Here is a 26,286-nt window from a genome sequence, read left to right as displayed (position 1 = left end):
CCGACCGCTTCACGCCGTCGGCGCCGGAGTCCGGCCCCCTCGGCATGTGATGGTGCAAAGGCGGGCCCTCTCCGAAATGTCCGACCTGTGGCCGGACATTTCCAACGTTACGTCCTAGATACCCGATTGTCGCGTCAGGAACCGTAACGTCGGTGTCTCGCAGCGTAATCGCGCAGCGCCCGCAGGAAGTCGACCCTGCGGAAGTCAGGCCAGTAGGCCTCGTGGAAGTAGAACTCGGAATGAGCGCTCTGCCAGAGCATGAAGCCCGACAGACGCTGCTCGCCCGAGGTCCGGATGAGGAGGTCCGGGTCGGGCTGGCCGCGAGTGTAAAGATGCTCCGCGATGTGCTCCACATCGAGCACCTCGACGAGGTCCTCGATGCTCGCTCCCCTGCTCGCGTGCTCCTGGAGCAGTGAGCGCACCGCATCGGCAATCTCACGCCTTCCTCCATACCCAACTGCAACGTTCACAATCAGGCCCGGACGGTGTGATGACGCTTCTTTTGCGTTCTTCAGGACATTCGCCGTGCGGTCCGGCAGCAGGTCGAGCGCTCCGACGGGGATGATCCGCCAGCCCTCGGCCACCAGCTCCTGCGTCACGTCCTCGATGATGCGCAGCAGGGGCTCCAGCTCTTCGCGCGGCCGGTTGAGGTTGTCGTTGGACAACATCCAGACCGTGACCACCTCGACGCCGGTCTCCCGGCACCAGCCGAGCAGCTCGGAGATCTTGTCCGCGCCCTTGCGGTGGCCCGAGGACACGTCTCCCATGCCCCTGGCACGTGCCCAGCGACGGTTGCCGTCGATGATGACCCCGACGTGCCGGGGGATGCCGTCCTTGGACAGCTTGGCCTCCAGCCGGTGCTCGTACAGCCGGTAGACCAGATCGCGCAGGCCCACGGAGCGCCTCCCCAGCGGTGCTGTGCCTTCGGTCGATTGACCCAACAGGCAATTATCACCGCGTTTCGCCTGTGCCTGCTCCGCCTCCCGCATTCCTCGCCATATCTCTACCTTTCAGACACCCTTCCGCCTCATTCAGCAGCCCGCGGACGAACCCCGCCAGCTCCGACGAGGTCAGCACCGCCCTCGTGCCGACGCCGGTGGCGGCCCACGCCTCGACGTACGCCCTGCGGGTCAGCCGCCACTCGCCGCGTCCCGCCTGCCAGACCGGGATGGTCCTGAGCTGGCAGCGCAGCTCGCCGCCCGGCAGGCCGGCCCTGGTGCGGTAGCGGAAGGAGAACAGCTCGCCGTCGGGCTCGTCGCCAGGGAAACGGTCTTCGGGGTCGGCCCAGCGGCGGGCCGCGCCCCTGCCCTGGCGGGCCTCGTCGACGCCGCGGGCCAGCCGGGCCAGGAACCAGCCGCAGCGCTCCCCCACGCTGCCGTAGGGGGTGCCGTCGCGGTGGAGCTCAAGGGTGACCTCGTACGGCGCGCCGACGCTGTCGGTGCACGCGACAGGAGTGACGGTCAGGTAAGAGCCGTCGACACAGCGTAGTCCTCCCATCCCCTGTCAGTTTCCGGGCGGATGCCGCCTAAACCCCGCCGTCAACCGCCTCCACCAGGGCTTTTCCGGTACGGGCTCCGGCTCCATGAGGCCGCGCCCCCGCAGCCAGGCGGCGAAGCCGGCGGCGTCCGTCCGGTAGTTCGCCGGCGGCGTGACCCTGCTTCGCGCGTACGCCTCGAACTCGGCGGCCAGGCCCTGGCCCGCGGCGGCGGCCACGTCGGGGTGGATCCGCGCCACGATGGCCCGCCGCTTGGCCAGCAGGCTCGCGGCCTGCACCCGCATCCGCTCCTCGTCGAACCCGCCGGGCACCTCGCCACCGGCGACCAGCGCCGCCACCACCCTGGCCTGCATGTCCGCCAGCCTGGCCCGCTCCTGCTCAGGGGTCATCGCCGGTCCCCGGCCACGCTCATGGCCGTCCTGATCCTGGTCAGCTCGTCCGCCAGCACGGCGTCGCTCGGGTACTCGTCGTCCCACTCCAGCAGCACCCCGGGCGGGGTGGCGCGGGCGCACAGCTCGGTGAGCAGGTCGAGGACCTCCTGGGGGGCGGTCGTGGTGTGGGTGTCGTGCCAGATGCCGTGGGCCTCGTAGCCGCCGGCGACGTGCACGTACGCCAGGTGCTCCAGCGGGAGCACGTCCAGGGCTTTCACGGCGGGCAGGCCCAGGTTGACCTGGTTCGTGTGGAGGTTGGCGACGTCGATGAGCAGGCCCACGCCCGTGGCCGTCACCAGCTCGGCCAGGAACTCCGCCTCGGTCAGCTCGTCGTCCGGCCAGCCGAAGATGGCGGCCACGTTCTCCAGGGCCAGCGGCACGGGCAGCGCGTCCTGGGCGCGGCGCACGTTCTCGATGACGACCCTCAGCGAGTCGCGGGTGCGCGGGACCGGCAGCAGGTGCCCGGCCTCCACGCCGCCCCCGCGTACGAACGCCAGATGCTCGCTGACCAGCGGCGAGACCAGTGCCTCGGCGCATTCCGCCAGATGTGCGAGCCTCGCCGGGTCGGGCGGCTCCGCCCCGCCGACCCCGAGCGACACGCCGTGCGGGATCACCGGCAGGCCCCTCGCCCGCAGGATACGCAGGGACTCCGGCAGGCGGGCGGGCCTGATGTTCTCGGCGACCACTTCCACGAAGTCGACACCGTCCATGCGCTCGATCGTCAGGTCCAGCTCCGATCGCCACCCGATCCCCACACCCAGTCGCGCCACCTCGGCCTCCTCACCCCGGCTCATCCGCAGCCATATCCTTCGCATCCGGACTTGTCGAGACTCATCCCACTCCGCCAAGCCCCGTCCCGCTCCAAGCGGCTCGCCACGGCCAGCGCTTCCCGTTGCGCCGGCCGCGGCGAGCCGTGGTCCGGTCAGCTGCCGCCACCGCCGCAGCCGCCACCGCCGCAGCCGCTCCCGCCGCCGCAACTGCTGCTCCCGCCGCCGCAGCCGCCACCGCCGCAGCCGGAGGAAGCGCCGTAGGTCGCGCCGCCGGGGACGTAGCCGCCGCTGGACCTCCGGGTGGGGGTCCGGCCCGCCTGAACGGGCCGGCGTGACTGGCGGCGGAGCTCCTTGCGCAGGGTGTCGTCGCGCAGTGCCGCCGTCCCGTGCAGCGCGATGGACGTGGCCTCGTCGTCGGCGTTCGCGGCCCGCCTGGCCGCGTCCAGGACCTCTTGGCCGGCCGGCGTGAGCGCCGCCGCCATCGACCGCCGGTGGCCGCGGAGCATGATCCCCGCGGCCACGGCGGTGCCCCCGAAGACGAGCAGGGCGAGCAGCGCGTACGAGCCGGGTTCGACGGACAGCCCCACCCCCGCGAAAGCCGCCCCTATGACCGCCGCCACCGCCGTCACCAGCAGCCGGCGCGCCCAGGCGCGCAGCCGCCACACGCCGTCGTCCCCCACGACCAGCCCGTCCTCCACGAGGCGGCGCCTGACCGCCTCGACGGCGATGCTGCCCGCCACCTCACTCTTGAGCACGGCCACGTTACGCCCCGACCGGCCGACGACCAGGTTGATGACGACGTTCTCGACGGACTCCTCGCCGGCCGGGCCGCGCTTGACCTTGTGGATCCGCCCGCCGCTCCCGAGGCGCACGGCGCCGGAGCTCACCAGCAGGGCGATCGCGGTCTCGGCGGCCCGCAACGGGCCGCCCGCCAGGTAGGCCAGCTCGTACCGCTCCACGGTGCGGCGTCCGAGCTCGATGGGCGTCCCGCTGCGAACGGCCCGCCACCGTCCTGCGGCCGCGGCGGCGGTGAAGAGGGCCAGGATCACCGCGGCGATCAGCAGAAAAAGGTTCATGAACGACCTCCCCTCGTGCGGTCGATCAACGTCATGTCCTGAGACGTGACTCCTGAACTGCACGGTAAAGGGGCGGTCCGCTCGAACCGGGGTTCTGCTCCTTTAGCTCCCCGCCTTTGCGCAAAAGAACGGCGCCGGCCGTCGCAGTGACGGCCGGCGCCGTGGTGGCGGCCCCGAGGGGCCTCGATCAGCCGAGGCGCTCGAGCAGGGCGTGGTACTCGTCCCACAGCTCCTTGGGCAGATGGTCGCCGAACTTCTCGAAGTGGGCCGGGATCAGCGCCGCCTCCTCGCGCCAGACGTCCTTGTCGACGCTCAGCAGCGTGCGCAGGTCCTCATCGGACAGGTCCAGGCCCTCGGTGTCGAGGTCGGCGGGCAGCAGCCCGATCGGCGTGGGCACGGCCTTGGCCTCGCCGTTGAGGCGCTCCACGATCCACTTGAGCACCCGGCTGTTCTCACCGAAGCCCGGCCAGACGAACCTGCCTTCGGCGTTCTTGCGGAACCAGTTGACGTAGTAGATGCGCGGGGGCTTCGCGCCCTTGCGGCGGCCGATCTCCAGCCAGTGGCCGAAGTAGTCGCCCATGTTGTAGCCGCAGAACGGCAGCATCGCGAACGGGTCGTGGCGCAGCTCGCCCACCTTGCCCTCGGCCGCGGCGGTCTTCTCGGAGGCGACGTTGGCTCCGAGAAAGACGCCGTGCTCCCAGCTCAGCGACTCCGTCACCAGAGGGACGGCGGTAGCCCGCCGCCCTCCGAACAGGATCGCCGAGATGGGCACGCCCTTGGGGTCCTGCCATTCAGGCGCGATGGTCGGGCACTGCGCGGCGGGGGTGGTGAAGCGGGCGTTCGGGTGGGCGGCCGGCTCGTCGCTGTCCGGCGTCCACGAGCGGCCCTTCCAGTCGGTCAGGTGCGCCGGCGGCTGCTCGGTGAGCCCCTCCCACCACACGTCGCCGTCGTCGGTGAGCGCGACGTTGGTGAAGATGCTGTTGCCCCAGAGCGTCCTCACCGCGTTGGCGTTGGTCACCTCGCCGGTGCCGGGGGCCACGCCGAAGAAGCCGGCCTCCGGGTTGATCGCGTAGAGGCGGCCGTCGTCGCCGAAACGCATCCAGGCGATGTCGTCGCCGATCGTCTCGACCTTCCAGCCGGGGATCGTGGGCTGGAGCATGGCGAGGTTCGTCTTGCCGCAGGCGCTCGGGAAGGCGGCGGCGACGTAGCGGGTCTCGCCCGACGGCGGCGTGAGCTTCAGGATGAGCATGTGCTCGGCCAGCCAGCCCTCGTCGCGGGCCATGACGCTGGCGATGCGCAGGGCGTAGCACTTCTTGCCGAGCAGCGCGTTGCCGCCGTAGCCGGAGCCGTACGACCAGATCTCGCGGGTCTCGGGGAAGTGGCTGATGTACTTCGTCGAGCTGCACGGCCACGGCACGTCGGCCTGGCCCGGCTCCAGCGGCGCGCCGACGGAGTGCACGGCCTTGACGAAGTCGCCGCGCTCCTCGATGAGCCGCAGCGCCCGATCACCCATGCGGGTCATCACGCGCATGGAGACGGCGACGTACGCGGAGTCGGTGATCTCGACCCCGAGCTGCGAGATCTCCCCGCCCAGCGGGCCCATGCAGAACGGGACGACGTACATGGTCCTGCCGCGCATGCAGCCCTTGAACAGCTCGCCGAACGTACGGCGCATCTCGGCGGGCGCGATCCAGTTGTTGGTCGGCCCCGCGTCCTCCTCGCGCTCCGAGCAGATGAACGTGCGGTCCTCGACGCGGGCCACGTCGCTCGGGTCGGACTTGGCGTAGAAGCTGTTGGGCCGTGCGGCCAGGCGCGTGAACGTCCCCTGCTCGACGAGGAGGTTGGTGAGCCGCGTCCACTCCTCCTCAGACCCGTCGCACCACTCGACGCGGTCCGGCTGGGTAAGGGCGGCGACCTCGTTCACCCACGCGGCCAATTCCTTATTGCTGGTGGGTGCGGTTACTTCTACGGAAACGGACACGGCGCTGACTCCTCCACTCTCCCAGGGCCCAGTCATCATTAACGACGAAGCGGCTTTCCCGCCAATTGGCATAGACCTGTCGGTCAGGCCGTCGCCGCAGGCAGCGGCCCTGACGATTGGGGGAGCCTACCCAGGAAGGGGAGATTTAAAAGAGGAAATTCTCGGCAGTGGTCCAGACCAATAGGGCTGGTCTGAACCAATTTCCGAAGTGGTTTAGTCCATTCGCCGGTCCGTTTCCGCTGGCGGGTCTCAGGAATTGACGTCGGGGCCCGCGGCGCGAACGCGGTCGACATGCTGCAGCGCGTCTCTCAGATCGGCCAGCCACGTGTCGGTGTGTCTGCCGACCAGGCGTACGCACCACGCGAGCGCGTCGCTGCGGCTTCTGGCCACGCCGGCGGCCACGAGCGTGTCGAGCACCTGGCGCTCGGCCTGGCGCAACCGGGTCATGACGGGCACCGACAGTGTGGTGAACATCACAGTCTCGCCGCCGCACACCACGCCCCAGGAGACCTTCTGGCGGAACTTGTGCTCGGCCTCCCTGGCGATCTCGATGCGCCGCTCCCTGGTCTCCTCCCTGAAGCGGCGGGCCAGCCCGTCGATCAGCGCGGCCCGCTCGGCCCCCGGCACGTCCTGCGGCGGGTCGGGGAGCGGGCCCAGGACCGCGATCTCCTCGCGGTCGATGATGATCTCGGGAGCGCCGGTGAACCAGTCGCCGGGCAGCCGTCCGGTGAACCACCCGCGCACCTGCGCCGTCACGTCATCTGTTGCCATGTAATCAACATTACATACTTGCGGCGCTTTTGCACGCGCTTGAGGGCGGTGGTTCTTCCGGGTGGTTCTTCCGGGCGGTTCTTCCGGGTGGTCCTTCTGGGTGGTTGTCAGCGCACCTTGGCGGCGGTGATCGGGCTGACCCTGACGACTCCGGCCAGGTTGCGGGTGCTCACCGGGACGATCTTCACGACGTCTCCGGTACGTGGCGCATGCAGCATTTTCCCGTTACCCCAATAAATCGCCACGTGGGAAATGTAAGCGGGATTTGTCGGGTCGTTTCGCCAGAAGAGCAGGTCGCCCGGCTGCGCCTGCGCGTACGGCACCTGCGGCCCCGTCACCCATTGCTGGTGCGTCACCCGGGGCATGCGCACCCCGGCCTGCGCGTAGGCCCACTGCACGAGCCCCGAGCAGTCGAAGGTGTCGGGCCCCTCGGCGCCCCACACGTACGGGCGGCCCAGCTTCGACACGGCCGCCCTGAGCGCCACCGTGAGCTGCTCGCCCGTCATGAACGACCCGGCGGGCCAGTTCTGGGTCACCTTCTGCTTCGGCTGCGGCAGCACCGGGTTGACCATCGCCACCTGCGTGCCCTTGGGCAGCCTGGCGAGTATGCGCCTGCGCAGCACGTCGGAGTCGGCCTTGGGCGCGCTGACGATGAGCGCGTTGTCGCGCGGCAGGCCCAGGCTGCGGCCGACGTCCTTGGAGACGACGGCGTCGACGGCGCCGAAGCCGGTGGTGGCGTACGCGCCGACCCGCAGTTGCAGCGACTGTCCCGCGGAGACCCGGCTGTGCAGCGGCAGCCCGCCGTCGTTGCCCAGCACGAACGACACCGCCACGTCGCCGGCCGCGACGTTCTGCCACAGCGCGTCGGACGAGGCGGTCACCTTGGGGGTGTAGGCGCGGAACGTGGACGGGTTGACCGCCAGCGTCTGCACCCGCTTGCCGTCCAGCATGATCGAGGCGGCGTCGGCCAGCTCGAGCGCCCGCACGCCCGGCACCTTGGCCACCTTCTGCAGCAGCTCCTGGGTGAAGGGCTTGCGGGTGAGCACGAACAGGTTGGGCTTGTGCAGCTTGCTCAGCGGCGCCACCGGCTGGACGGCCGGCCCCGTGGGTGAGGCCGTCGGCGACGCCTGGACGCGCTCCGGCCGCTTCTGCGCCAGCAGCGACTGCTTCGGCGTGGCGCGCGGCACCCCGGGCTCTAAGAGGCTCTCGGGCTGCGCGAGTAAGAGCACGTCGGCGGTCAGCACCGCGACCAGCGCCACCACGATGAACGGCACCAGCCTGGTCGTGTTACGCCGCCGCCGGTTCCTGACCAGGAAGCTCAGATCCTGGCGGATTCCCGACCCATGCGAAAATGCCGCCGGGCCATCGGGGGCCCGGCGGTCGTCGTTCGGTGGGGTCAGTTGCCGATGTACGGCACAGCCTCGAGGATCTCGACGGTGTTCTGCCGTCCGTTGGGCATGGAGTAGGTCGCCTTCTCGCCGATCTTCTTGCCGTTGATCGCCGCCCCGAGCGGGGACTTGGGCGAGTAGACGTCGATCGGTGCTCCGCTCTCCTCGCGGGAGGCGAGCAGGAAGGTGACCTCGTCGTCGTCACCGACGAACCGGATCGTCACGGTCATGCCGGGCCCGACGACGCCTTCGGCCTTGGGGGCCTCTCCGACCTGGGCGTTGTCGAGGATCTGCCTGAGGTGGAAGATCCGGGCCTCCATCTTGCCCTGCTCGTCCTTGGCGGCGTGATAGCCGCCGTTCTCACGCAGGTCGCCCTCTTCCCGAGCGGCCTCGATCTTCTTGGCGATGTCGACGCGCCCGGGACCAGAGAGATATTCGTACTCCGCCTTCAGACGGTCGTACGCCTCCTGCGTCAGCCATGTGACGTTCTCATCGCGAGAGTCGGCCACGGGTTCTCCTTGCTTGCCTAGGGGGCCCTGAGATCACTTGAGGTTGCATACGGTTGAATTGCGAAAGGCTAACAAGTCCGTCGCTCGAACGCTTCCCCAAATGTCTCACTATACGAGATTGCAGTACTGGATGTGGACGGAAGTCGCCTGACCGCTCGTGTCGAGGCTTTCCTTGAGCTGCTTACTACCCTCACCAGCCGGGATTCTTACTTCCTTGCTGCCCACTTCCGCGTGATCGACGTCCAGCGCCCTGATCCGGCAGACGGCCACCCTATCGTCGGGCTTGTACACCTCAAAGGTGATCTCCGCCCGCGTCGGACCGGTGACCTCGAACGTCACCACCTGCGACGGCGCCTCCGACCCGCCCGCCGTCATCGACCACATCACGTAGCCCCAGCCGCCCGCGATGATGGCCACCAGCACGCCTATCACCACGTGGACGACGAGCCGGCCGCCTCTCCTTGGCCGGTCGGGGAAGTCGTCGGGGGTGCCGAGAACGGGCCCGTTCCCGGCATCTCTGGTGACCATGGCGGAATCTCCCTGCACTCCCTCGGCGTTATCCGAGACAATTGTCGCCCGCGAGGGGTGTGCCCTCGCGACCGCCCAGCAGAAACTAACCTCTCTGGGCGAGTGACCGGTCCCTACTGAGGAGCTTCGAGCCCGTGAGTGCACCGTTGAGGCTGATGGCCGTCCACGCCCACCCCGACGACGAGTCGAGCAAGGGCGCCGCCACCATGGCGCGTTATGTGCGCGAGGGCGTGGAAGTGCTGGTCTGTACGTGCACGGGCGGTGAACGAGGATCCGTGCTCAACAAGAAGATGGACCGGCCCGAGGTCGTGGCCAACATCGCGGAGGTGCGCAGGGCCGAGATGGCGCGGGCCCGCGAGATCCTCGGCGTGCAGCAGCGTTTCATGGGCTTCGTCGACTCAGGGCTGCCCGAGAGCGAGGACGAGGCGCTGCCCGAGGGCTGCTTCGCGCTGCAGAAGCTTGAGGACGCCACCGCGCCGCTGGTCGCCGCGATCCGCGAGTTCCGTCCGCACGTGATCATCACGTACGACGACGACGGCGGCTACCCGCACCCCGACCACATCATGACCAACAGGGTCTCGGTCGAGGCGTTCGAGGCGGCCGGCGACCCCGACCGCTACCCCGGCACCGGTGACCCGTGGCAGCCGCTCAAGCTCTACTACCACATGGGCTTCACCAAGGAGCGCTTCGAGGCGCTGCACGAGGCCATGATGGAGCGCGGGCTCGGCTCCCCCTACGCCGACTGGATCTCCCGCTGGGAGGACCGCCCCGCCAAGTGGCCGGTCACCACCCGCGTGCCGTGCGGCGACTACTTCGAGATCCGCGACCAGGCCCTGCTGGCGCACGCCACCCAGGTCGACCCCGACGACGGCTTCTGGTTCGTCTGCCCGCGCGAGCTGCAGCAGGAGATCTGGCCGACCGAGGACTACCACCTGGCCCGCTCGCTGGTCGACACCGCGGTGCCCGAGGACGACCTGTTCGCCGGCATCCACGCCGACGAGGTCGAACCGGCCTGCCACTGACCGGACCACGGCATCGCGGTGGCAGACTGGAGCCGTGACCGTTCTAGCAGCAGGTGAAGTCAGCCCGGGCCTGCTCGGGTTCGTCGTCGTGGCCGGGCTCGGTTTCGCGCTCTACATGCTGATCAAGTCGATGAACAAGCAGATGTCGAGGATTCAGGTGCCGCGCGAGCACGAGCAGGACACCGACCAGGCCGAGCCCGCCCAGGCGTCGGCCCAGGCAGCGGGCAAGGCGGCGCGCGGCGCCGACGGCAAGGCCGGCGAATAGATGGCCGGCGAGGTCGTCGACAACCCGGCGGAGAGCCGCTTCGAGATCCGCGTGGACGGCGAGGTCGCCGGGTTCGCCGACTATCGGCTGCTGCCCACGAAGATCGTCTTCCTGCACACCGAGGTCAAGCCCGCCTACGAGGGGCAGGGGCTGGCCGCGGCGCTGGTCGCCCACGCCCTGCGGGCCAGCGCCGACACGGGGCTGAAGGTGCAGCCGCTCTGCCCGTACGTCGCCAAATACATCAAGCGGCACCCCGAGTTCCAGGAGCTCGTCGACACCGAGGCTTAGCCCTCGCCCGACCAGGCGCGCTCCAGCGCCTTGGGCAGGCCCCACCAGCCCAGCGGGGTCAGCACGTCGTCGGCGTCCACGATGCCGAGCAGGCCCCACAGGCTCACCACCGAGGCGAAGAGGCTCTCGGTGGTGTGGAGGTCCTCGTCGTCCTGGTCGTCGATGTCGATGTCCTCCGACTCGGCGATCAGCCGCGCCATCCGCTCGGGCGAGGCCAGCACGCCGGGCCCCATCCTGACCAGCGCCGCCACCCCGGCCAGCCAGTCGGCGTGCTGGATGGCGCACAGGTTGGCGAGCGCGGTGTCCTCCTCGCTCAGCTCCTTGTCGAGGTCGGCGAACTCCTCCAGCACGTCGGCGCCCTCCGACAGGTCAGAGATCGGCCCCGCGATGCCCGCCGCGACCGCCAGCCACAGCTCCACGTCGTCGTCGGGCAGCGGCCGCTCGTCGAAGCCCGCGCAGGCCCGCAGCACGCTGGAGGGATAGCCGGGCAGGGCCAGCAGGGCGCGCAGCCTGGTCGCCGCCGTCTCCAGCTCCGCCATCGGCAGCTCGGGCTGCTTGGGCAGCTCGGCGAGTATGCGCCGCAGCTCCGACAGCGCGAACTCCTCCTCCTCGTCCCAGGCCGAGAACAGCTCCTCGTCCAGCTCGTCGCTCACCGCGAACCCGGGCACCCGGCCGTCGGGCAGCGGCGTGCTCAGCCAGCTCTCCTGGAGCTCCTCGTACGCCGAGCGCGCCTCCTGGTCGCCGGCCGCCAGCGCGTCGGGATCGATCTCGCCCGCCGCGACCTTGTCCTCCAGGTAGGCGACCAGCCGCGCGAACATCTCGGTCGCCACCGGCCCGCGCTCGTCCTCCTCAGGCCAGACGAAGTAGCTGGGCGTCATGAGGATCGGCTCGGTGCCCGTGGACTCGACCCACCGCTGCACGTCGCCCACCGTCGCCACGCCCGCCTCGATCGCGCTGAGCGTCGCCTTGGCCGACTCCCAGAAGGCCACCGACAGCGGGTTGCCCGCCGCGACCATGGCCCGCCGCAGGTCGGGCAGCGCCACGAGCGCCACGCCCGAGGGGACGGCGAGCAGGGCACGTGCGACGTCCCTGCGGGTCACGGCCGTCGCCGACCGGCCGGCGTGCGCGCAGACGAACTTGATATCCACCCCTCGTAACCTACGCGTGCCTGCGCGATGCCGCACGTCACCGTGAGGTCCGCGGCGACGGGGTGGCTAGGGTGGTTCGGGGAGGTCCTGATGAACCGCTTGAAAGACGCGACGAGCCCCTACCTGCTCCAGCACGCGGCCAACCCCGTCGACTGGTGGCCCTGGGGTGAGGAGGCGTTCGCGGAGGCGCGGCGGCGTGACGTGCCCCTGCTGATCAGCGTGGGCTATTCGGCTTGTCACTGGTGTCACGTCATGGCTCACGAGAGTTTCGAGGACGCCGAGACGGCCGCGTCGATGAACGAGCACTTCGTCAACGTCAAGGTCGATCGCGAGGAACGTCCCGACGTCGACGCCGTCTACATGAACGCCACGCAGGCCATGACCCGTCAGGGCGGCTGGCCGATGACGGTGTTCGCCACGCCCGAAGGACATCCGTTCTACTGCGGCACCTACTTCCCGCGGCCCCAGTTCAGGAGGCTGCTGCAGGAGGTGCACCGCGTCTGGACGGGCGACCGCGACTCCGTGGTCGATCAGGGCGCCAAGGTCGTCGAGGCGCTCAACGCGCACACCTCGCTGCCCAGCGGGCCTGAGCCGGGCGAGGAGACGCTGCGGCAGGCCGTACAGAACCTGCGGGAGTCGTTCGACGCGGCCTCTGGCGGGTTCGGCGGCGCGCCCAAGTTCCCGCCGTCGATGGTGCTGGAGTTCCTGCTGCGCTCGGGCGAGCGCGAGATGAGCGTCAAGACGCTGGAGTCGATGGCCCGCGGCGGCATGTACGACCAGCTCGGCGGCGGTTTCGCCCGCTACAGCGTGGACGACCGCTGGGTGGTCCCGCACTTCGAGAAGATGCTCTACGACAACGCCCTGCTGCTGCGCGTCTACACGCACTGGTGGCGGGCCGGCGGCGGCGAGCCGGCGCGGCGGGTGGCGCTGGAGACCGCCGACTGGATGCTGCGCGAGCTGCGCACGCCCGAGGGCGGGTTCGCCTCCGCGCTCGACGCCGACAGCGAGGGCGTGGAGGGCAAGTTCTACGTCTGGACGCCGGACGAGCTGCGCGAGGTGCTCGGCGAGGACGACGGCCGGTGGGCGGCCAGGCTGTTCGAGGTGACCCCGCGGGGGACGTTCGAGCACGGCATGTCGGTGCTGCAGCTCCTGCGCGACCCGGAGGATCCGGCCCGCTACGACGACGTGCGGGCGCGGCTGCTGGCGGCAAGGGAGCGGCGGGTCCGTCCCGGCCGCGACGACAAGGTGGTGGCCGCGTGGAACGGCCTGGCCATCGCGGCGCTGGCCGAGACCGGCGTCGCTTTCGAGCGGCCCGAGCTGGTCGCGGCGGCCACGCAGGCGGCCGAGCTGCTGGCGGACGTCCACGTCGACGGTGACCGGCTGCTGCGCACCTCCAGGGACGGCAGGGCCGGCACGAACGCCGGCGTGCTGGAGGACCACGGCGACCTCGCCGAGGGGCTGATCTCCCTGTACGGCGTCACCGGCGAGCCCAGGTGGCTCCGGCTCGCGGGCTCCCTGCTCGACACCGTGCTCGACCGGTTCTCCGATGGGGCCGGCGGCTTCTACGACACCGCTGACGACGCCGAACGCCTCTTCCAGCGTCCACAGGACCCGACCGACAACGCGACCCCCTCAGGCCAGTACGCGGCCGCGGGGGCGCTGCTGTCGTACGCCGCCCTGACCGGGTCCGCCCGGCACCGGGAGGCCGCGCAGGCCGCGCTCGGCACCGTGTCGGTGCTGGCCGGCGGGCACGCCAGGTTCGCCGGATGGGGGCTGGCCGTGGCGCGGGCGGCGCTGTCGGGGCCCGTGGAGGTCGCGGTGGTGGGCGCGGCCGACGACCCGCGTACGGCGGCGCTGCACCGCGCGGCGCTGCTGTCCGACGCGCCCGGCCTGGTGGTGGCGCTCGGCCGGCCCGGCGGCGACGGCTACCCCGCCCTGCTGGAGGGGCGCGGCCCGGTCGGCGGGGCGCCGGCGGCGTACGTGTGCAGGGGCTTCACCTGCCGCATGCCCGTGACCACCGTCGAAGACCTCAAAGCCGAACTGGCCGGCTGAGCCCCCGCGGCACGCCGGTCAAGGCCCCCACGGCACCCCACGGCCGAACTGGACGGCTGAGCCCCCCACCGCCGAATCGGCCGGCTGAGCCCCGCGCGGCACCCCACGGCCGAGCTGGCCGGCTGAGGCCCGCGCGGCGCCTTCCGGGCTGGCCGGTCAGGCCACGGGCTGGCGGTTGCGGCCGTCCGGCGGGCGGGTGTCCTGGAGGTCGTCCTGCTGGATGGACGGCTGGTCGAGCTCGTCCGTCTCCGGCGGCGCCGTCTCCTCGGGCGGCCCGCCCGAGCGGCCCAGGTCGTCGGGCAGCTCCTCCGTCGGCGGCTCGTCGGTGGGCGGCAGGACGGGGTCGGACTCGGGGTCGTCCCAGCCGGGGTCGGCGGGCGGCGCGGTGTAGTCGGGCCTGGGCAGGTCACGGTCGCGGTCGGGCTCGGTGTAGCCGGACGACCAGCCGTACTCGGAAGGCTCGGGGAACTCCTCGACGGGCTTGCCCGCCATCGCCTCGGTCATGAACGCCCGCCAGATCTGCGCCGGCAGCTGCCCGCCGAACTGCGTGCCGTAGCCGGGGATGGTGACGGTGGCGTTGTCGTCGCGGAACATGTCGACCGCGACCGAGAGCTGCGGGGTGAAGCCGTTGAACCAGACCGACTTCGACTCGTCCGTGGTGCCCGTCTTGCCGGCGACGGGGCGGTCGTAGAGCCGGGCGGCGGTGCCGGTGCCGTATTTGACGACCTGCTGCATCGCGTACGTGGTGTCGGCGGCGGCCTGCTCGCCGACCACCTTGGTGGCGACCGGCTCGACGACCTGCTCGCGCCCCTCGGCGTCGGTCACCGACTTCACCACGTGGGCCTCCATGTGCACGCCCTTGTTGGCGAAGGTGGAGAAGCCCGAGGCGTTCTGGACGGCGCTGACGGACGCCACGCCGAGCGGGAAGGCGGCGGCGTGCTTGTGCTGGTCGAGCTGGGATGCGGGGATGCCGGCCGCCTCGGCGACCTCGGCCACCTTGTCGAGTCCTACCTTCTGGCCGAGGTCGACGAAGGCGGTGTTGACGGAGTTCTGGGTGGCGGAGATGAGGTTGATCTGCCCGTAGGAGCGGTCGCCGTCGTTGGGGATGGCCTGCGCGGCCGAGGCGACCCGCAGCGGCGAGTTGCCGTCGACCCTGGTGGACAGGTCGAAGCCGTTGTCGAGCGCGGCGGCCAGCGTGTACGGCTTGAACGTCGACCCGGCCATGACCTTGGCCGAGAACGCGCTGTCGTAGTACTTCGACTGCGACGGCTGGCCGCCGTAGAAGGCGACGACCTCGCCCGTGGCGGGGTCGACGGCGGCGAGCCCGGTGCGCACCTTCTTCGGCGTGGCGTCGGGCAGCACCTCGGTGACCGCCCGCCTGGCGGCCTGCATGAGCTTCTTGTCGAAGGTCGTGACGATCTTGAGGCCGCCGCTGTTGATGTCCTCGTCGCTGTAGCCGCGCCGGTTGAGCTCGGCGGTGACCTGCTCCAGCATGTATTGGGCCTGGCCCTTGAGCTCGAACGGCTTCTTCGGCTCGACCAGCTCGGGGAAGCGCTCGGCGGCCGCCTGCTGCGGGGTCAGCGCGCCGGTCTGCCCCATCGCCTTGATCACCGACTGCCAGCGCGCCCTGGCCGCCGCGAGGTCGGAGCCCTTGGGGTCGGCGAAGCGGCTGGGCTGCTGGATCACCGCCGCCAGGTAGGCGCCCTCGGCCACGCTGAGCTTCTCGACGTCCTTGCCGAAGTAGGCGCGGGCGGCCGACTGGACGCCGTTGGCGCCCCGGCCGAAGTAGATCGTGTTGAGGTATTGCTCCAGCACCCAGTCCTTCGACTTGGACTGGTCGACCTTCATCGCGATGAGGATCTCTTTGAACTTGCGGGTGACCGAGCGCTCCTGGCTGAGACCGCTGTAGTAGTTGCGGACGAGCTGCTGGGTGATGGTGGAGCCGCCCTGGAGCTGGCGGCCGGTGAGCGTGGACCAGACGGCCCGCGCGGTGCCCTTGACCGACACGCCGGCGTCCTCGTAGAAGGAGCGGTTCTCGGCGGCGATGACGGCGTCGCGTACGTGCTTGGGCACCTGCGACAGATCGACCCGCCGGCGGTCGACGCCCTGCCGGGCGAGCACGCTCTTTCCGTCGCGGTAATAGATCACGGAACCCTGTGCGGTCGCCTGCTTCTGGGTCTCGTCCGGAATGGGAGTCAGTGCCCACGCAACGGCGAAAAGCCCGATCAGTACGAGGATTCCCGCGCCGCTGGATATCAGGACTATCCGGAGAATCCGCCGCTTCCGCATTCCTTTTCCACCACCACTACGCACCCTTCGGCCACCCCCCTCGTCGACCCTCGCCCAACCCCCGCAAGCTGGGCGAATGCCAAGGGTAAACGATCCACAACGGTGCCTCGTCCCTAGCGATACTACGACCGGCGGCCCTCGCGACGTGGAACATCGGCGACCAAAGGCAGCACTCGGTAGGGAACCGGAGTGTCAAGGGCGATGATCGAATTAGTCCGGAGTACGCCCCGTACATCGACGATCACATCGATAACCCGCTGCAAATCGGCGTTCGTCCGCGCCACGACGCGGCAGAGGAGATCGCTGTCGCCGGTGATCGTGTGCACCTCCAGCACCTCGGGGATGGCCGCCAGCCGGTCGGCCACCGGGTCGTGCCCGGCCACCTGCCTGATCTCCATCGTCACGAACGCCGTCACGCCGTAGCCCAGCGCGGCGGGCGACACGTCGGGGCCGAAGCCGGTGATCACGCCGCGGTCCATGAGGCGGTCGAGCCTGGCCTGCACGGTGCCGCGCGCCACGCCGAGCCGGCGCGAGCACTCCAGCACGCCGAGCCGGGGCTCGGCGGCGAGCAGGGCGATGAGGCGGGCGTCGAGGTCATCGATCGTCATGCTGTACAGATTTACCGCCAATGGCGGGCTGATGCTAGGCAGATTGTGCACTCATACAAGTAACTCTTGCGCAACTCGTCCAGGGAAATCGAGAGTTAGTGGTATGAGTGATGTCTTTCCGGTCAACGGCATGGACGCCGTGGTGTTCGCCGTGGGCAACGCCAGGCAGGCGGCCCACTACTACTCGACCGCTTTCGGCATGCGGCTCGTCGCCTACCGGGGCCCGGAGAACGGTGACCGGGACACGGCCGCGTACGTGCTGACCTCGGGCGGCGCCACGTTCGAGTTCCGCGGGTCGCTGCGGCCCGGCACCGACCTGGCCCGGCACGTGGCCGCGCACGGCGACGGGGTCATCGACCTGGCCATCCAGGTGCCCGACGTGGAGGCCGCCTACGCCCACGCCGTGGCGCACGGGGCGCGGGGGCTGGCGGAGCCGTACACGCTGGAGGACGAGCACGGCAAGGTGCAGCTCGCGGCCATCGCGACGTACGGCGAGACCCGGCACACCCTGGTCGACAGGTCCAACTACGGCGGCCCCCACCTGCCCGGGTACGCCGCCGCCGAGCCGCTGGTCGCCCCGCCCGCGACCAAGAACGGCCGGCTCTTCCAGGCCGTCGACCACTGCGTCGGCAACGTCGAGCTGGGCAAGATGGACGAGTGGGTGGAGTTCTACCGGAAGGTCATGGGCTTCACCAACATGGCGGAGTTCATCGGCGACGACATCGCCACCGAATACTCCGCGCTCATGTCCAAGGTCGTCGCCGACGGCAGCCGCAAGGTCAAGTTCCCGCTCAACGAGCCGGCGGTCAGCCGCAAGAAGTCGCAGATCGACGAGTACCTCGAGTTCTACGGCGGGCCGGGCGTGCAGCACATCGCGCTCGCCACCAACGACATCCTCACCACCGTCGACCACATGCGGGCCGCCGGAGTGCGCTTCCTCGACACCCCCGACTCCTACTACGACGACCCCGAGCTGCGCGAGCGCATCGGGCAGGTGCGGGTGCCGATCGAGGAGCTGAAGAAGCGCAAGATCCTCGTGGACCGCGACGAGGACGGCTACCTGCTGCAGATCTTCACCGAGCCGGTGCAGGACAGGCCCACGGTCTTCTTCGAGCTCATCGAGCGGCACGGCTCGCTCGGCTTCGGCAAGGGCAACTTCAAGGCGCTGTTCGAGGCCATCGAGCGCGAGCAGGAGCGCAGGGGCAACCTTTGATGTAGCCGGTGGTTTGCCTCGGGAGGGCGGCGGTCATCCATCCCCGCATGGGACTGCCGCCTCCGGGGCTGGCGGGGCGCTGGCGGCGGTTGTTCGCCGGCGTGCTCGACTGGCTGATCGTCAACGTCATCACCACCCCCTTCACCTGGACGACCTGGACCTACGCCTGGGACTCGGGCGTGTGGGCGCGCTATCCCGTCGAGCACACCTTCTTCGCCGGCCTGGTCGCCTTTCTCTACTTCTGGCTGCTCCACGCCTTCTGGAATGGTCAGACTCTGGGAAAGAAACTCTTCGGCATCCGTGTCGTGGCGGAATCCGGCGGCAGTATGGGCGTGGGGCAGGTCGCCGTCAGGCAGGCCGTGGAGAGCGTGCTCGTCTGGTCCTGCTGTCTGGGCGCGTTGCTCGATCTCGGCTGGATCCTCTTCGACCCGCGCAAACAGGCCCTGCACGACAAAGCCGCCAGGACCGTCGTCATCATCGCCTGACGCAGCGTAAACTTCTGGTCACGATACGAAGGGGGCTCGTATGCGTTTCACCAGAAGCGGGGTGGCGTTGCTGGCGGCGCTCAGCACCTTGACGGCCTGCACGGCGAGCGACGAGCCGCCGATCGGCAACTCGGTGGTCGGGGGCGAGCGCGCGGGGGCGGCCGGCATCGGCGACCCCGACTTCCCGAAAGACGGAAACGGCGGCTACGACGTCGCCCACTACGACCTCGACGTCACCTACACGCCCAAGGGCAAGCGCCTCGACGGGGTCGCCACCATCCGCGCCGCCGCCACCCAAGACCTGTCCAGCTTCAACCTCGACCTCACCGGCCTGCACGTGCGCGGGGTGACCGTCGACGACGCGGCGGCCACCTTCAGCCGGCAGGGCTCCGAGCTGACCGTGCGGCCGGCCAAGGCGATCGGCGCCTCGTCCTCCTTCACCGTCAAGGTCACCTACTCCGGCCGGCCGAGGCCCGCCAACGACAGCGCCAACCTCGGCACCTACGGCTTCATCCCCACCCCCGACGGCGCCTTCGTGGCATCCGAGCCCAACGGCTCCAAGACCTGGTTCCCCAGCAACGACCATCCCGCCGACAAGGCCACCTTCAACTTCACCATCACCGTGCCCGCCGGGGTGACCGCGCTGGCCAACGGCGAGATGACGGCCAAGCCCGCCACCAAGGGCGGCCTGACCACCTACAGGTGGAGCGAGCGCCACCCCATGGCCACCTACCTCGCCACGGCCACGCTCGGCAAGTTCGACCTGCGCGAGGGCAAGACCGCCGCCGGCATTCTCAACCTCGCCGCCACCGACCCCAGGTTCAAGCGCTCGCTCGACCACCTCTACACCGCCTCAGGCGAGATCACCGACTACTGGACGACGGTCTTCGGCCCCTACCCGTTCTCCTCCACCGGCGGCGTCGTCGACGACTACTCCGCCGGCTACGCGCTGGAAAACCAGACCAAGCCCCTTTACGGCGGCTTCGAGCCCGACGAGTCGATCATCGCGCACGAGCTGGCCCACCAGTGGTTCGGCAACAGCCTGACCATCAAGCGGTGGAAGGACCTCTGGCTCAACGAGGGCTTCGCCACCTACGCCGAATGGCTGTGGTCCGAGCACAAGGGCACCAAGACCGCCGACGCCACGTTCAACGAGCTCCACGCGCGACCCGCGTCCGACCCCATGTGGTCCTACCCACCCGGCCGCGCCAAGCCCGACGACCTGTTCAACCAGTCCGTCTACACGCGCGGCGGCATGACGCTCCACGCGCTGCGCAAGACCATCGGCGACCCCACGTTCTTCACCCTGCTCAAGACCTGGACGGCCGAGCATCGCTACGGCAACGTCACCACCGAGCAGTTCATCGACCTGGCCGAGCGGCTGTCGGGCAAGGACCTCGGCCCCCTCTTCGACGCCTGGCTCTTCCAGCCCGGCCGTCCCGCCTGACCGCGCTCGGAAACGCTTCCCGCCGCCCGGCCCAAGTAGGGGTGTAAGGGCGAACGACGAAGGGAGCGAGGCCGGTGCGCCTCAACGAAGACCCCGGGGCCTTTGAGGCCTTCTATCGCCGCCACGTCGACGCCGTCCAGCGGTTCGTGGTCCGCCGGGTCAGCGACCCCCACCTGGCCGCGGACCTGACGGCCGACGTCTTCCTGGCGGTGCTCGACTCCGCACACACCTACCGCGCCGGCCGGGGCAGCGAGGTCGCCTGGCTGTACGGCATCGCACGCAACGTGGTGTCGGCCCAGCACCGGCGGGCGGCTCGCGAGTCGCGGGCCACGGGCCGCGTCGCCGGGCGGCGGCTGATGGACGACGACGACCTGGCCAGGATGGAGGAGCGCATCGACGCCGAGCGGCGGATGCGCGGCGCTCTGGAGGCCATGGCGGTGCTGCCCGAGGGCGAGCGGGCGGTGCTTGAGCTGGTCGCGATCGACCAGCTCACCGTCACCGAGGCCGCCGCCGCGCTGGGCATCAGGCAGGTGACCGCGCGGGTCAGACTCCACCGGGCCAGACGTGCACTCTCCGGCGTCGCTTCGCCATCGGCCGTGTACGTGGAAGGACAGACGTGAGCACCTTCGAGGACCGCCTTCTCAGTGCACTCAAGGACGAGATGAGGACGAGGATGGCGACAGAGACGACGCCGGGAGTGGCGCCGGGAGTGGCGCCGGGAGTGGCGCCGGGAGTGGCGCCGGGAGTGGCGCCGGGAGTGGCGCCGGGAGTGGCGCCGGGAGTGGCGCCGGGAGTGGCGCCGGGCGTGACGAGGCCCGCACGGCGCCCGCGCCGGCTGGTGGGGCTGACCGCCGCGGTGGCGGGGGCCGCGGCGGCCGCCACGGTGGTGGTGGTGCTGGCCGGGATGGGCTCGGAGCCCGCGTACGCGGTCAGCAAGGGCTCCGACGGCGGGGTGAGTGTACGCATCCATGCCTTCACCGACCCCGACGGCCTCGAACGCGACCTGGCCGCGGCCGGCGTCCCCGCGGCGGTGGACTACCTGCCTGAGGGCCAGACCTGCAAGGCGCCGCGCGGCCGTCACGCGGACGCGGGTGGGGCCTTCGCGACGGGCATCCGCAAGGACGGCGACGGCATCGCCTTCACCATCGAGAAGGGCCAGGTCCCCAAGGGCTCCACGCTGGTCCTGACCGTCTCGAAGAGCGCCCAGGGCGACGCTGCGCCTCCCTCCGCCACCTCCCTGGAGGTCGTCGAGGGCCAGGTGGCCCCGTGCGAGCCCACCTCCCTCCCCCTGCCGCCTCCCGGCCAGGGCAGGTCCGGCGGCCAGCAGGACGAGGGCCCGTCGACGAACTCCCGCACCGACCCCGACGACGGCCCCACCCTCACCACCACCCACCCCTGACCGGGGCTCGGCCCGGTGCCCCCTCCCCAAGCAGCGAGGAGGCACCGGGCCTTCACGCTGCGTGAACTGGGCTCACCGGTCCCCGCGGGCCAACGGGTGCGCCGCTCTCCGGCCTCCGCAGGTCAGAGGGCGCGTCGCTCCCCGGGCTTCACAGATCGAACCGCGCGTCGCTTCCCGAGCCACACAGGCCGAAGGCCGCCTCGCTCCCCCGGCCCGCAGGCCGAAGTGCGCGTCTCTTTCCGGGTCTCGTGGGTCGGGGGTCAGGTGGACCAGTAGCGGTCGGCGGCCAGGTGGAGGGCGGCGGCGCCGACGAGGCCCGCGTCCTGGCCGAGTGCGGCGGGCAGCACCTCGACGTGCCGGGCGAACCCCATCCTGGCGTGCTCGCGCAGCGCCTCCTCCAATGGGCCGAACAGCGGCTCCCCCGCCTGCGCCAGCCCGCCGCCGACGGTGACCAGGCCGAGGTCGCACAGGTGCGTGGCGGAGGCGATCGCCACGCCTAGTGCCCGCCCGGCCCGCCGCATCGCCCGTACGGCCACCGGATCCCCGGCCAGCGCGTCCGCCGCCAGCTCCCGCGCCGTCACCTCCCGATCCTCCCGGTACGCGACCTCCTCCCCGTCAAGACCGCTCCCGGCCGCCTCCCGACCCTCCCGGAACGCGACCCTCTCCCCGCCAAGACCGCTCCCGGCCGCCGCCCGACCCTCCCGGAACGCAACTCCCTTCCCGTCGAGTTCGCTCCCGGTCAGCACGCGGCTCCCGGCGGCATCGGCGTGAGGCGCGCCCTCGCCGGCCCGTTGAGCGGTCCGCACGTGCGTCCCACCGGGCCACCCGGGCTCGCCACGTGCGGCGCCGCCGAATCCCACAGCGGTGTCCGGCTGGGCGGTGACCGGCGCGGGGACGGGAGCCGGGGGTTTGCGGGGGTTCGGGCGCCAGCCGTTCGCCAGGGCCCAGGAGGTCAGGGCGGGGCCGCGGGCCACTGCTTCGAGGCAGCCGTGGCCGCCGCACGTGCAGCGGGGGCCGTCGTGGGGCTCGACCACGACGTGGCCGATGTGCCCGGCGTTGCCGGTGCGGCCGTGGACCAGGCGGCCGCCCAGGATCAGGCCGCCGCCCACGCCGGTGGAGACGACCATCCCGAGCATGTCCCTGCTGCCTCGCCCGGCGCCCAGCCAGTGCTCGGCGACGGCCAGGCAGACGGCGTCGTTGTGCAGGCGTACCGGTGATGAGGGGAACCGCTCCGCGAGGCGGGCGCGCAGCGGGAAGCGCCGCCAGCCGGGGATGTTGAGCGGCGAGACCTCTCCGTCCGGCCAGCTCATCGGACCGCCACAGCCCACCCCCACCGCCTCCGCGTGACCCGCGAGGGGCTCGACCAGGGCGATGAGCGTACGCCAGAGGGTCTCGGCGTCCGCGCCCTGCGGCGTCGCGACCCGCCGCCGTCCGGTCACCGTCCCGTCGCGGCCGACCAGGCCGGCGGCCAGCTTAGTGCCGCCGACGTCGATGGCGAGGATCACGAAGTCCTGGCCCGCAGGACAGGCACGGCCGGGCCTGAGCCCCGTTCCGCGGGCAGCGTCACGGGGTGCTCGAAGGGCTGGAGAAGACCAGGACGGAGGCGGTGAAGCCGTGGACGTGGTTGTGGCCGGCGACCGGGCCGACCTCGCCGGCGGCGAAGAAGCCCGCCACGCCGATCGGGCCCAGCGTGTCGCGCAGCGCGACCGGGTCGTGGTCGGCGGTGCCGAACATGGCGGAGCCGCGGCCGTTGCAGGAGAACAGCAGCGCCCCGTCCACCTTGCCGATCTCCTCCCGGTGGGCGTCGAGCAGGTCGTAGAGATCCTCGTCGGCGGTGGCGGCGTCGCGGACCTGGAAGCGTACGGTCCTGCCGACCTCGACGACGTCCCCGATGGCGACGGCCTCCCTGTCGGGGTCGATGCCGATGACGCCCCGGATGAGGAAGTCGCCGCGTTCGTGGCGTTCGGCGTACTCGTCCATGGCCAGGCCGATCTGCAGCCCGGAGGCGACGAGCTCGCGGTCGTCCTCGTCGAGGTCGCTGACGATGTCCTCAAGGCGGGCGAGCGCGGGCTGCCCGGCCAGTTCCAGCAGCAGGTTGTCCTCGGAGGCGGTGACGACCATGCTGGGGCCGATCGGCCGGCAGCCCTGGCTCACCACCGTGCTCACCTTGATCGGCCCGCTGAGCAGCACGCCGATGGCACCCTCGGTGTAGATCTCGCCGTCGGCGAAGAGGCGTACGGACCCGCGTCCCTGCAGCCCGTTGGCCAGCCCGCCGATGAGCGGCAGCTCGCCGAGCACGTCGACCGAGCGTTCCACGAACGCGTCGGTCGGGAAGGTGTACGGGTCGGCCAGCAGGATCGCCACGTGGTCGTCCCCATTGCGCTCCGGCAGCCCCACGACCACGAACCGGTCCTCGGCCGCCAGCGTCTCCAGCGCGAACGTGGTGAGCCGGGCGCCCTCCAGGGTCGCCGCCCACGCGCTCACGGCGGGCGTCAGCTCCACCCCCTGACCGTCACCGATCACTCCGGTGGCGCTGCATCCGATCACGTGCGCTTCGGGCGCGAGTTTCATCGCGGCCTCGCCGGCCCTGGCGACGTCGTCGGGGTCGTCGCCGCAAATGAAGAAGCAGACCAGATCTGCTTGGCCGCTGAGCCTCGACAGTGCCTGGCCGACGGCGTTCTCCGCGGCCTCCACCAGGTCGGAACCCACGGCGAGGCCGTCGGCGAAGCGGCTTGTCATCAAGGCCACGGATCTCGCCTCCCTCGACATGTCCAAGTTCCCTAGGCCCGATTCTCCCCACTAAAGGGACAAGCACGCGCACGAACCGTCACCTAATAGTCAAGATCCGAAATCTCCGCCAGGTGCGAAAGTCTCTGCCACATTCCTCGCAGGGGACGTAGTCTCGATCCCGTGCATCAGCCACGTATTCTCCGCGAGTTGCGAGAGAGCGGCCACGTTCATCGCAGCGTCAAAGCCGAGGTCCGGGAAAACCTGCTGGCCAAGCTGCGGGCGGGTGAGCCCCGCTTCCCCGGCATCGTGGGCTTCGACGACACCGTCCTGCCCCACCTGGAGCGGGCGCTGCTCGCCGGGCACGACCTGGTTCTGCTGGGCGAGCGCGGTCAGGGCAAGACCCGGCTCATCCGCACGGTCACGGGCCTGCTCGACGAGTGGACGCCGGTGATCGAGGGCTGCGAGATCAACGACCACCCGTACGCGCCGGCCTGCACCCGCTGCCAGGCTCTGGCGCGGGAGCTGGGCGACGAGCTGCCGGTGGCGTGGAAGCACCGCGACGAGCGCTACGGCGAGAAGCTCGCCACTCCCGACACCTCCGTGGGCGACCTGATCGGCGACGTCGACCCGATCAAGATCGCCGAAGGGCGGCGGCTCGGCGACCCCGAGACGGTCCACTACGGCCTGGTGCCGCGCACCAACCGCGGCGTCTTCTCCGTCAACGAGCTGCCCGACCTGGCAGAGCGCATCCAGGTCTCGCTGCTCAACGTGCTGGAGGAGCGAGACGTCCAGGTGCGCGGCTACAACCTGCGCCTGCCGCTCGACCTGCTGCTCATCGCCAGCGCCAACCCCGAGGACTACACCAACAGGGGCCGGATCATCACGCCGCTGAAAGACCGGTTCGGCGCCGAGATCCGCACCCACTACCCGCTGACCGTCGAGGACGAGCTGACGCTCATCCGCCAGGAGTCCATGCCGGACATCGGGGCCGACGTCCCCGAGCACCTGGTCGAGGTGATCGCCCGCTTCACCCGGCTCGTCCGCGAGTCGACCGCGGTCGACGCCCGTTCCGGCGTGTCGGCCAGGTTCTCGATCGCCGCGGCCGAGACCGCGGCCGCCTCGGCGGTGCGCCGTGCCGCCATCACGGGCGAGGACCAGCCGGTCACCCGCGTGGTCGACCTCGGCTGCGTGGTCCACAGCCTGCGGGGCAAGGTGGAGTTCGAGGTCAGCGAGGAGGGCAGGGAGACCGAGATCCTGGCCCACCTGCTGCGCCGGGCGACGGCCGAGACGTTCAGGAGCCGGCTGGGCGGCATGGACCTGTCGCCGGTGACCGACAAGTTCGCCGAGGGCAACCAGGTGGAGTCGGGCGAGCTGGTCTCCGCCGGTGACCTGCTCACCCGCATCGGGCCGGTCGCCGGTCTCGCCAAGGTCATGTCGCGGCTCGGCATGGGCGCGGGCGAGGAGTCGCCCGGGCACGCGGCGGCGGCGCTGGAGTTCGCTCTTGAGGGTCTTTACCTGATGCGGCGGCTGTCCAAGGAAGATCTTGACGGCGTGACCGTTTACCGCACGTGAACATGTCGGCGGTCTCCCGCGTCAAAGGGGGTGAGTTCATCACTTAGCCGGGGGAGACCGTCATGCGCCTGCTTGCCTGCGCCACCGCCGCCGCTCTCGTCCTGGGCGGGTTCGCGGCACCCGCCGAGGCCGCCACGTCCGCGTACGGGTACGCGTGGGCCGACGGCCAGGGCCGCCTGCGGCTCGTGCCCAAGAAGGCGGCCCGGGTCAAGGGCACCAAGTTCCACCGGCTGGCGAGCGCCGCCGGGGCCAAGGAGCTGCGGCTCGGCTACGCCAAGGCCGCGTACGGGCGGGTCACGACGGCCTGCGACCTGAAGGAGACCGAGGGCAGGGTCGCGCTCGACGGCAACGGGCTGGGCCGTACGCGCTGCGCGCCCGCCGACCTAACCGCCTCGCTGACCCGGGGGCCCGTGCCGGTGCGGGTCGAGTACCGCAGCGGCGCGGCGACCCGGGTCAACGAGATCCTGCTCAACGAGTGGCCCGAGCCGCGGACGGCCACGGGGACGATCAAGCGGGTGAACGACACGACCGTGCTGTTCGCGAGCGGCGGAAAGACGGTCAAGCTGGGTTACACGTACGCGACCACGTTCTCCCGCACCACGGCCCGCTGCGGCGACGGCTGGCTCACCGGCCGTCCGGTCAACGCGGACAAGAACGGCCTGGGCAAGAAGCCGTGCAGGTGGACGGACCTGACGAAGGCCCTCAAGACCGTCAGGTACCCCGTCCTGGCGAAGATCGACTACACGCCCGGTTCCGGCGCGCTCAACCAGGTGTGGGAGGTCTTCGGCGACGCCTGAGCTCTCGGCGTAACACCACGGG

26 protein-coding genes are annotated in these 26,286 nt (G+C 70.7%); 11 read left to right on the top strand and 15 right to left on the bottom strand.

What is annotated here, in order from left to right:
- Positions 1–134: 134 nt before the first annotated feature.
- The 10 genes from AB0K12_RS24555 to AB0K12_RS24510 form a co-directional block, all read right to left on the bottom strand.
- Positions 135–896 carry an isoprenyl transferase gene (locus AB0K12_RS24555; RefSeq protein WP_364565493.1) on the bottom strand — a complete coding sequence of 254 codons (762 nt, stop codon included), beginning with the start codon at positions 894–896 and terminating at the stop codon, positions 135–137.
- Positions 897–951: 55 nt separating this feature from the next.
- A complete protein-coding gene (locus AB0K12_RS24550) occupies positions 952–1,497 on the bottom strand; it encodes a hypothetical protein (protein ID WP_364565490.1) in 546 nt (181 codons plus the stop codon).
- 6 nt (positions 1,498–1,503) lie between these two features.
- Complete coding sequence (locus AB0K12_RS24545) at positions 1,504–1,884, bottom strand: hypothetical protein (protein ID WP_364565487.1); 381 nt, start codon at positions 1,882–1,884, stop codon at positions 1,504–1,506.
- Positions 1,881–2,720 carry a DUF692 domain-containing protein gene (locus AB0K12_RS24540; RefSeq protein ID WP_364565485.1) on the bottom strand — a complete coding sequence of 280 codons (840 nt, stop codon included), beginning with the start codon at positions 2,718–2,720 and terminating at the stop codon, positions 1,881–1,883. Before AB0K12_RS24540 ends, AB0K12_RS24545 begins: the two co-directional genes overlap by 4 nt.
- Before the next feature lie 128 nt (positions 2,721–2,848).
- Complete coding sequence (locus AB0K12_RS24535; protein WP_364565482.1) at positions 2,849–3,772, bottom strand: TIGR04222 domain-containing membrane protein; 924 nt, start codon at positions 3,770–3,772, stop codon at positions 2,849–2,851.
- Positions 3,773–3,959: 187 nt separating this feature from the next.
- Positions 3,960–5,789: a phosphoenolpyruvate carboxykinase (GTP) gene (locus AB0K12_RS24530; protein WP_364565941.1), complete on the bottom strand. Its 1,830-nt coding sequence runs from the start codon at positions 5,787–5,789 to the stop codon at positions 3,960–3,962.
- A gap of 213 nt (positions 5,790–6,002) precedes the next feature.
- Complete coding sequence (locus AB0K12_RS24525; protein WP_364565480.1) at positions 6,003–6,524, bottom strand: hypothetical protein; 522 nt, start codon at positions 6,522–6,524, stop codon at positions 6,003–6,005.
- A gap of 107 nt (positions 6,525–6,631) precedes the next feature.
- Positions 6,632–7,798, bottom strand: a complete 1,167-nt coding sequence (locus AB0K12_RS24520; protein ID WP_364565477.1) for a C40 family peptidase — start codon at positions 7,796–7,798, stop codon at positions 6,632–6,634.
- A gap of 122 nt (positions 7,799–7,920) precedes the next feature.
- Entirely contained in the window at positions 7,921–8,421 is a 501-nt protein-coding gene (gene greA, locus AB0K12_RS24515) for a transcription elongation factor GreA (protein ID WP_148437100.1), read from the bottom strand.
- Positions 8,422–8,529: 108 nt separating this feature from the next.
- A complete protein-coding gene (locus AB0K12_RS24510) occupies positions 8,530–8,949 on the bottom strand; it encodes a DUF4307 domain-containing protein (RefSeq protein ID WP_364565474.1) in 420 nt (139 codons plus the stop codon).
- A 134-nt stretch (positions 8,950–9,083) separates the two neighbouring features.
- On the opposite strand from AB0K12_RS24510, the gene mca reads away from it, so the two are divergent.
- From mca to AB0K12_RS24495, 3 genes are read left to right on the top strand one after another with little or no spacing between them, the layout of a single operon-like run.
- Complete coding sequence (mca, locus tag AB0K12_RS24505; protein WP_345390128.1) at positions 9,084–9,971, top strand: mycothiol conjugate amidase Mca; 888 nt, start codon at positions 9,084–9,086, stop codon at positions 9,969–9,971.
- Between the two features lie 34 nt (positions 9,972–10,005).
- Positions 10,006–10,236 (top strand): hypothetical protein, encoded by a 231-nt coding sequence (locus AB0K12_RS24500; protein ID WP_364565471.1) that lies wholly within the window; start codon positions 10,006–10,008, stop codon positions 10,234–10,236.
- The gene (locus AB0K12_RS24495; protein ID WP_364565468.1) at positions 10,237–10,524 is read left to right on the top strand and encodes a GNAT family N-acetyltransferase; all 288 of its coding nucleotides are present in this window, start codon (positions 10,237–10,239) and stop codon (positions 10,522–10,524) included.
- Here AB0K12_RS24495 and AB0K12_RS24490 read toward each other — a convergent pair.
- Positions 10,521–11,672 (bottom strand): hypothetical protein, encoded by a 1,152-nt coding sequence (locus tag AB0K12_RS24490; protein ID WP_364565465.1) that lies wholly within the window; start codon positions 11,670–11,672, stop codon positions 10,521–10,523. The genes AB0K12_RS24495 and AB0K12_RS24490 overlap by 4 nt on opposite strands.
- A 90-nt stretch (positions 11,673–11,762) precedes the next feature.
- On the opposite strand from AB0K12_RS24490, the gene AB0K12_RS24485 reads away from it, so the two are divergent.
- Positions 11,763–13,724 carry a thioredoxin domain-containing protein gene (locus tag AB0K12_RS24485; protein WP_364565463.1) on the top strand — a complete coding sequence of 654 codons (1,962 nt, stop codon included), beginning with the start codon at positions 11,763–11,765 and terminating at the stop codon, positions 13,722–13,724.
- 156 nt (positions 13,725–13,880) lie between these two features.
- On the opposite strand, the gene AB0K12_RS24480 is transcribed toward AB0K12_RS24485, so the two are convergent.
- Positions 13,881–15,872, bottom strand: coding sequence for a transglycosylase domain-containing protein (locus tag AB0K12_RS24480; RefSeq protein ID WP_364565460.1), 1,992 nt, complete (start codon positions 15,870–15,872; stop codon positions 13,881–13,883).
- A 263-nt stretch (positions 15,873–16,135) separates the two neighbouring features.
- Positions 16,136–16,621, bottom strand: coding sequence for an Lrp/AsnC family transcriptional regulator (locus tag AB0K12_RS24475; protein WP_364565457.1), 486 nt, complete (start codon positions 16,619–16,621; stop codon positions 16,136–16,138).
- A 103-nt stretch (positions 16,622–16,724) separates the two neighbouring features.
- Between AB0K12_RS24475 and hppD the strand changes: the two genes are divergently transcribed.
- From hppD to AB0K12_RS24450, 5 genes are all read left to right on the top strand, one after another.
- Positions 16,725–17,834 carry a 4-hydroxyphenylpyruvate dioxygenase gene (gene hppD / locus AB0K12_RS24470; protein ID WP_364565454.1) on the top strand — a complete coding sequence of 370 codons (1,110 nt, stop codon included), beginning with the start codon at positions 16,725–16,727 and terminating at the stop codon, positions 17,832–17,834.
- Between the two features lie 47 nt (positions 17,835–17,881).
- Entirely contained in the window at positions 17,882–18,319 is a 438-nt protein-coding gene (locus tag AB0K12_RS24465; RefSeq protein ID WP_364565452.1) for an RDD family protein, read from the top strand.
- A gap of 40 nt (positions 18,320–18,359) precedes the next feature.
- A complete protein-coding gene (locus AB0K12_RS24460) occupies positions 18,360–19,766 on the top strand; it encodes a M1 family metallopeptidase (RefSeq protein WP_364565449.1) in 1,407 nt (468 codons plus the stop codon).
- Between the two features lie 74 nt (positions 19,767–19,840).
- On the top strand, positions 19,841–20,386 hold the full coding sequence (locus AB0K12_RS24455) for an RNA polymerase sigma factor (protein ID WP_345390162.1): 546 nt from the start codon (positions 19,841–19,843) through the stop codon (positions 20,384–20,386).
- A gap of 53 nt (positions 20,387–20,439) precedes the next feature.
- On the top strand, positions 20,440–21,165 hold the full coding sequence (locus tag AB0K12_RS24450; RefSeq protein ID WP_364565446.1) for a hypothetical protein: 726 nt from the start codon (positions 20,440–20,442) through the stop codon (positions 21,163–21,165).
- Positions 21,166–21,425: 260 nt separating this feature from the next.
- On the opposite strand, the gene AB0K12_RS24445 is transcribed toward AB0K12_RS24450, so the two are convergent.
- Entirely contained in the window at positions 21,426–22,670 is a 1,245-nt protein-coding gene (locus AB0K12_RS24445; RefSeq protein ID WP_364565443.1) for an ROK family protein, read from the bottom strand.
- Positions 22,671–22,728: 58 nt separating this feature from the next.
- Positions 22,729–23,904 (bottom strand): FIST N-terminal domain-containing protein, encoded by a 1,176-nt coding sequence (locus tag AB0K12_RS24440; RefSeq protein ID WP_345409397.1) that lies wholly within the window; start codon positions 23,902–23,904, stop codon positions 22,729–22,731.
- Positions 23,905–24,075: 171 nt separating this feature from the next.
- Between AB0K12_RS24440 and AB0K12_RS24435 the strand changes: the two genes are divergently transcribed.
- Positions 24,076–25,467, top strand: a complete 1,392-nt coding sequence (locus AB0K12_RS24435; protein WP_364565440.1) for a sigma 54-interacting transcriptional regulator — start codon at positions 24,076–24,078, stop codon at positions 25,465–25,467.
- 62 nt (positions 25,468–25,529) lie between these two features.
- Complete coding sequence (locus AB0K12_RS24430; RefSeq protein ID WP_364565437.1) at positions 25,530–26,264, top strand: hypothetical protein; 735 nt, start codon at positions 25,530–25,532, stop codon at positions 26,262–26,264.
- Positions 26,265–26,286 lie beyond the last annotated feature (22 nt).

It is taken from the genome of Nonomuraea sp. NPDC049419 (assembly GCF_040676995.1).
GTDB lineage: Bacteria > Actinomycetota > Actinomycetes > Streptosporangiales > Streptosporangiaceae > Nonomuraea > Nonomuraea salmonea.
Note: the sequence above shows the minus strand (reverse complement) of the source record. Positions and strands in the feature narration are given on the sequence as shown.

What these genes read in the sequence shown, in the direction of transcription:
- AB0K12_RS24550 (WP_364565490.1), bottom strand. Translation starts at nt 1,497, where the DNA reads ATGGGAGGACTACGCTGTGTCGACGGCTCTTACCTGACCGTCACTCCT.
- AB0K12_RS24545 (WP_364565487.1), bottom strand. Translation starts at nt 1,884, where the DNA reads ATGACCCCTGAGCAGGAGCGGGCCAGGCTGGCGGACATGCAGGCCAGG.
- AB0K12_RS24540 (WP_364565485.1), bottom strand. Translation starts at nt 2,720, where the DNA reads ATGAGCCGGGGTGAGGAGGCCGAGGTGGCGCGACTGGGTGTGGGGATC.
- AB0K12_RS24535 (WP_364565482.1), bottom strand. Translation starts at nt 3,772, where the DNA reads ATGAACCTTTTTCTGCTGATCGCCGCGGTGATCCTGGCCCTCTTCACC.
- AB0K12_RS24530 (WP_364565941.1), bottom strand. Translation starts at nt 5,789, where the DNA reads ATGACTGGGCCCTGGGAGAGTGGAGGAGTCAGCGCCGTGTCCGTTTCC.
- AB0K12_RS24525 (WP_364565480.1), bottom strand. Translation starts at nt 6,524, where the DNA reads ATGGCAACAGATGACGTGACGGCGCAGGTGCGCGGGTGGTTCACCGGA.
- AB0K12_RS24510 (WP_364565474.1), bottom strand. Translation starts at nt 8,949, where the DNA reads ATGGTCACCAGAGATGCCGGGAACGGGCCCGTTCTCGGCACCCCCGAC.
- AB0K12_RS24495 (WP_364565468.1), top strand. Translation starts at nt 10,237, where the DNA reads ATGGCCGGCGAGGTCGTCGACAACCCGGCGGAGAGCCGCTTCGAGATC.
- AB0K12_RS24485 (WP_364565463.1), top strand. Translation starts at nt 11,763, where the DNA reads ATGAACCGCTTGAAAGACGCGACGAGCCCCTACCTGCTCCAGCACGCG.
- AB0K12_RS24475 (WP_364565457.1), bottom strand. Translation starts at nt 16,621, where the DNA reads ATGACGATCGATGACCTCGACGCCCGCCTCATCGCCCTGCTCGCCGCC.
- hppD (WP_364565454.1), top strand. Translation starts at nt 16,725, where the DNA reads ATGAGTGATGTCTTTCCGGTCAACGGCATGGACGCCGTGGTGTTCGCC.
- AB0K12_RS24465 (WP_364565452.1), top strand. Translation starts at nt 17,882, where the DNA reads ATGGGACTGCCGCCTCCGGGGCTGGCGGGGCGCTGGCGGCGGTTGTTC.
- AB0K12_RS24460 (WP_364565449.1), top strand. Translation starts at nt 18,360, where the DNA reads ATGCGTTTCACCAGAAGCGGGGTGGCGTTGCTGGCGGCGCTCAGCACC.
- AB0K12_RS24450 (WP_364565446.1), top strand. Translation starts at nt 20,440, where the DNA reads ATGGCGACAGAGACGACGCCGGGAGTGGCGCCGGGAGTGGCGCCGGGA.
- AB0K12_RS24440 (WP_345409397.1), bottom strand. Translation starts at nt 23,904, where the DNA reads ATGACAAGCCGCTTCGCCGACGGCCTCGCCGTGGGTTCCGACCTGGTG.
- AB0K12_RS24430 (WP_364565437.1), top strand. Translation starts at nt 25,530, where the DNA reads ATGCGCCTGCTTGCCTGCGCCACCGCCGCCGCTCTCGTCCTGGGCGGG.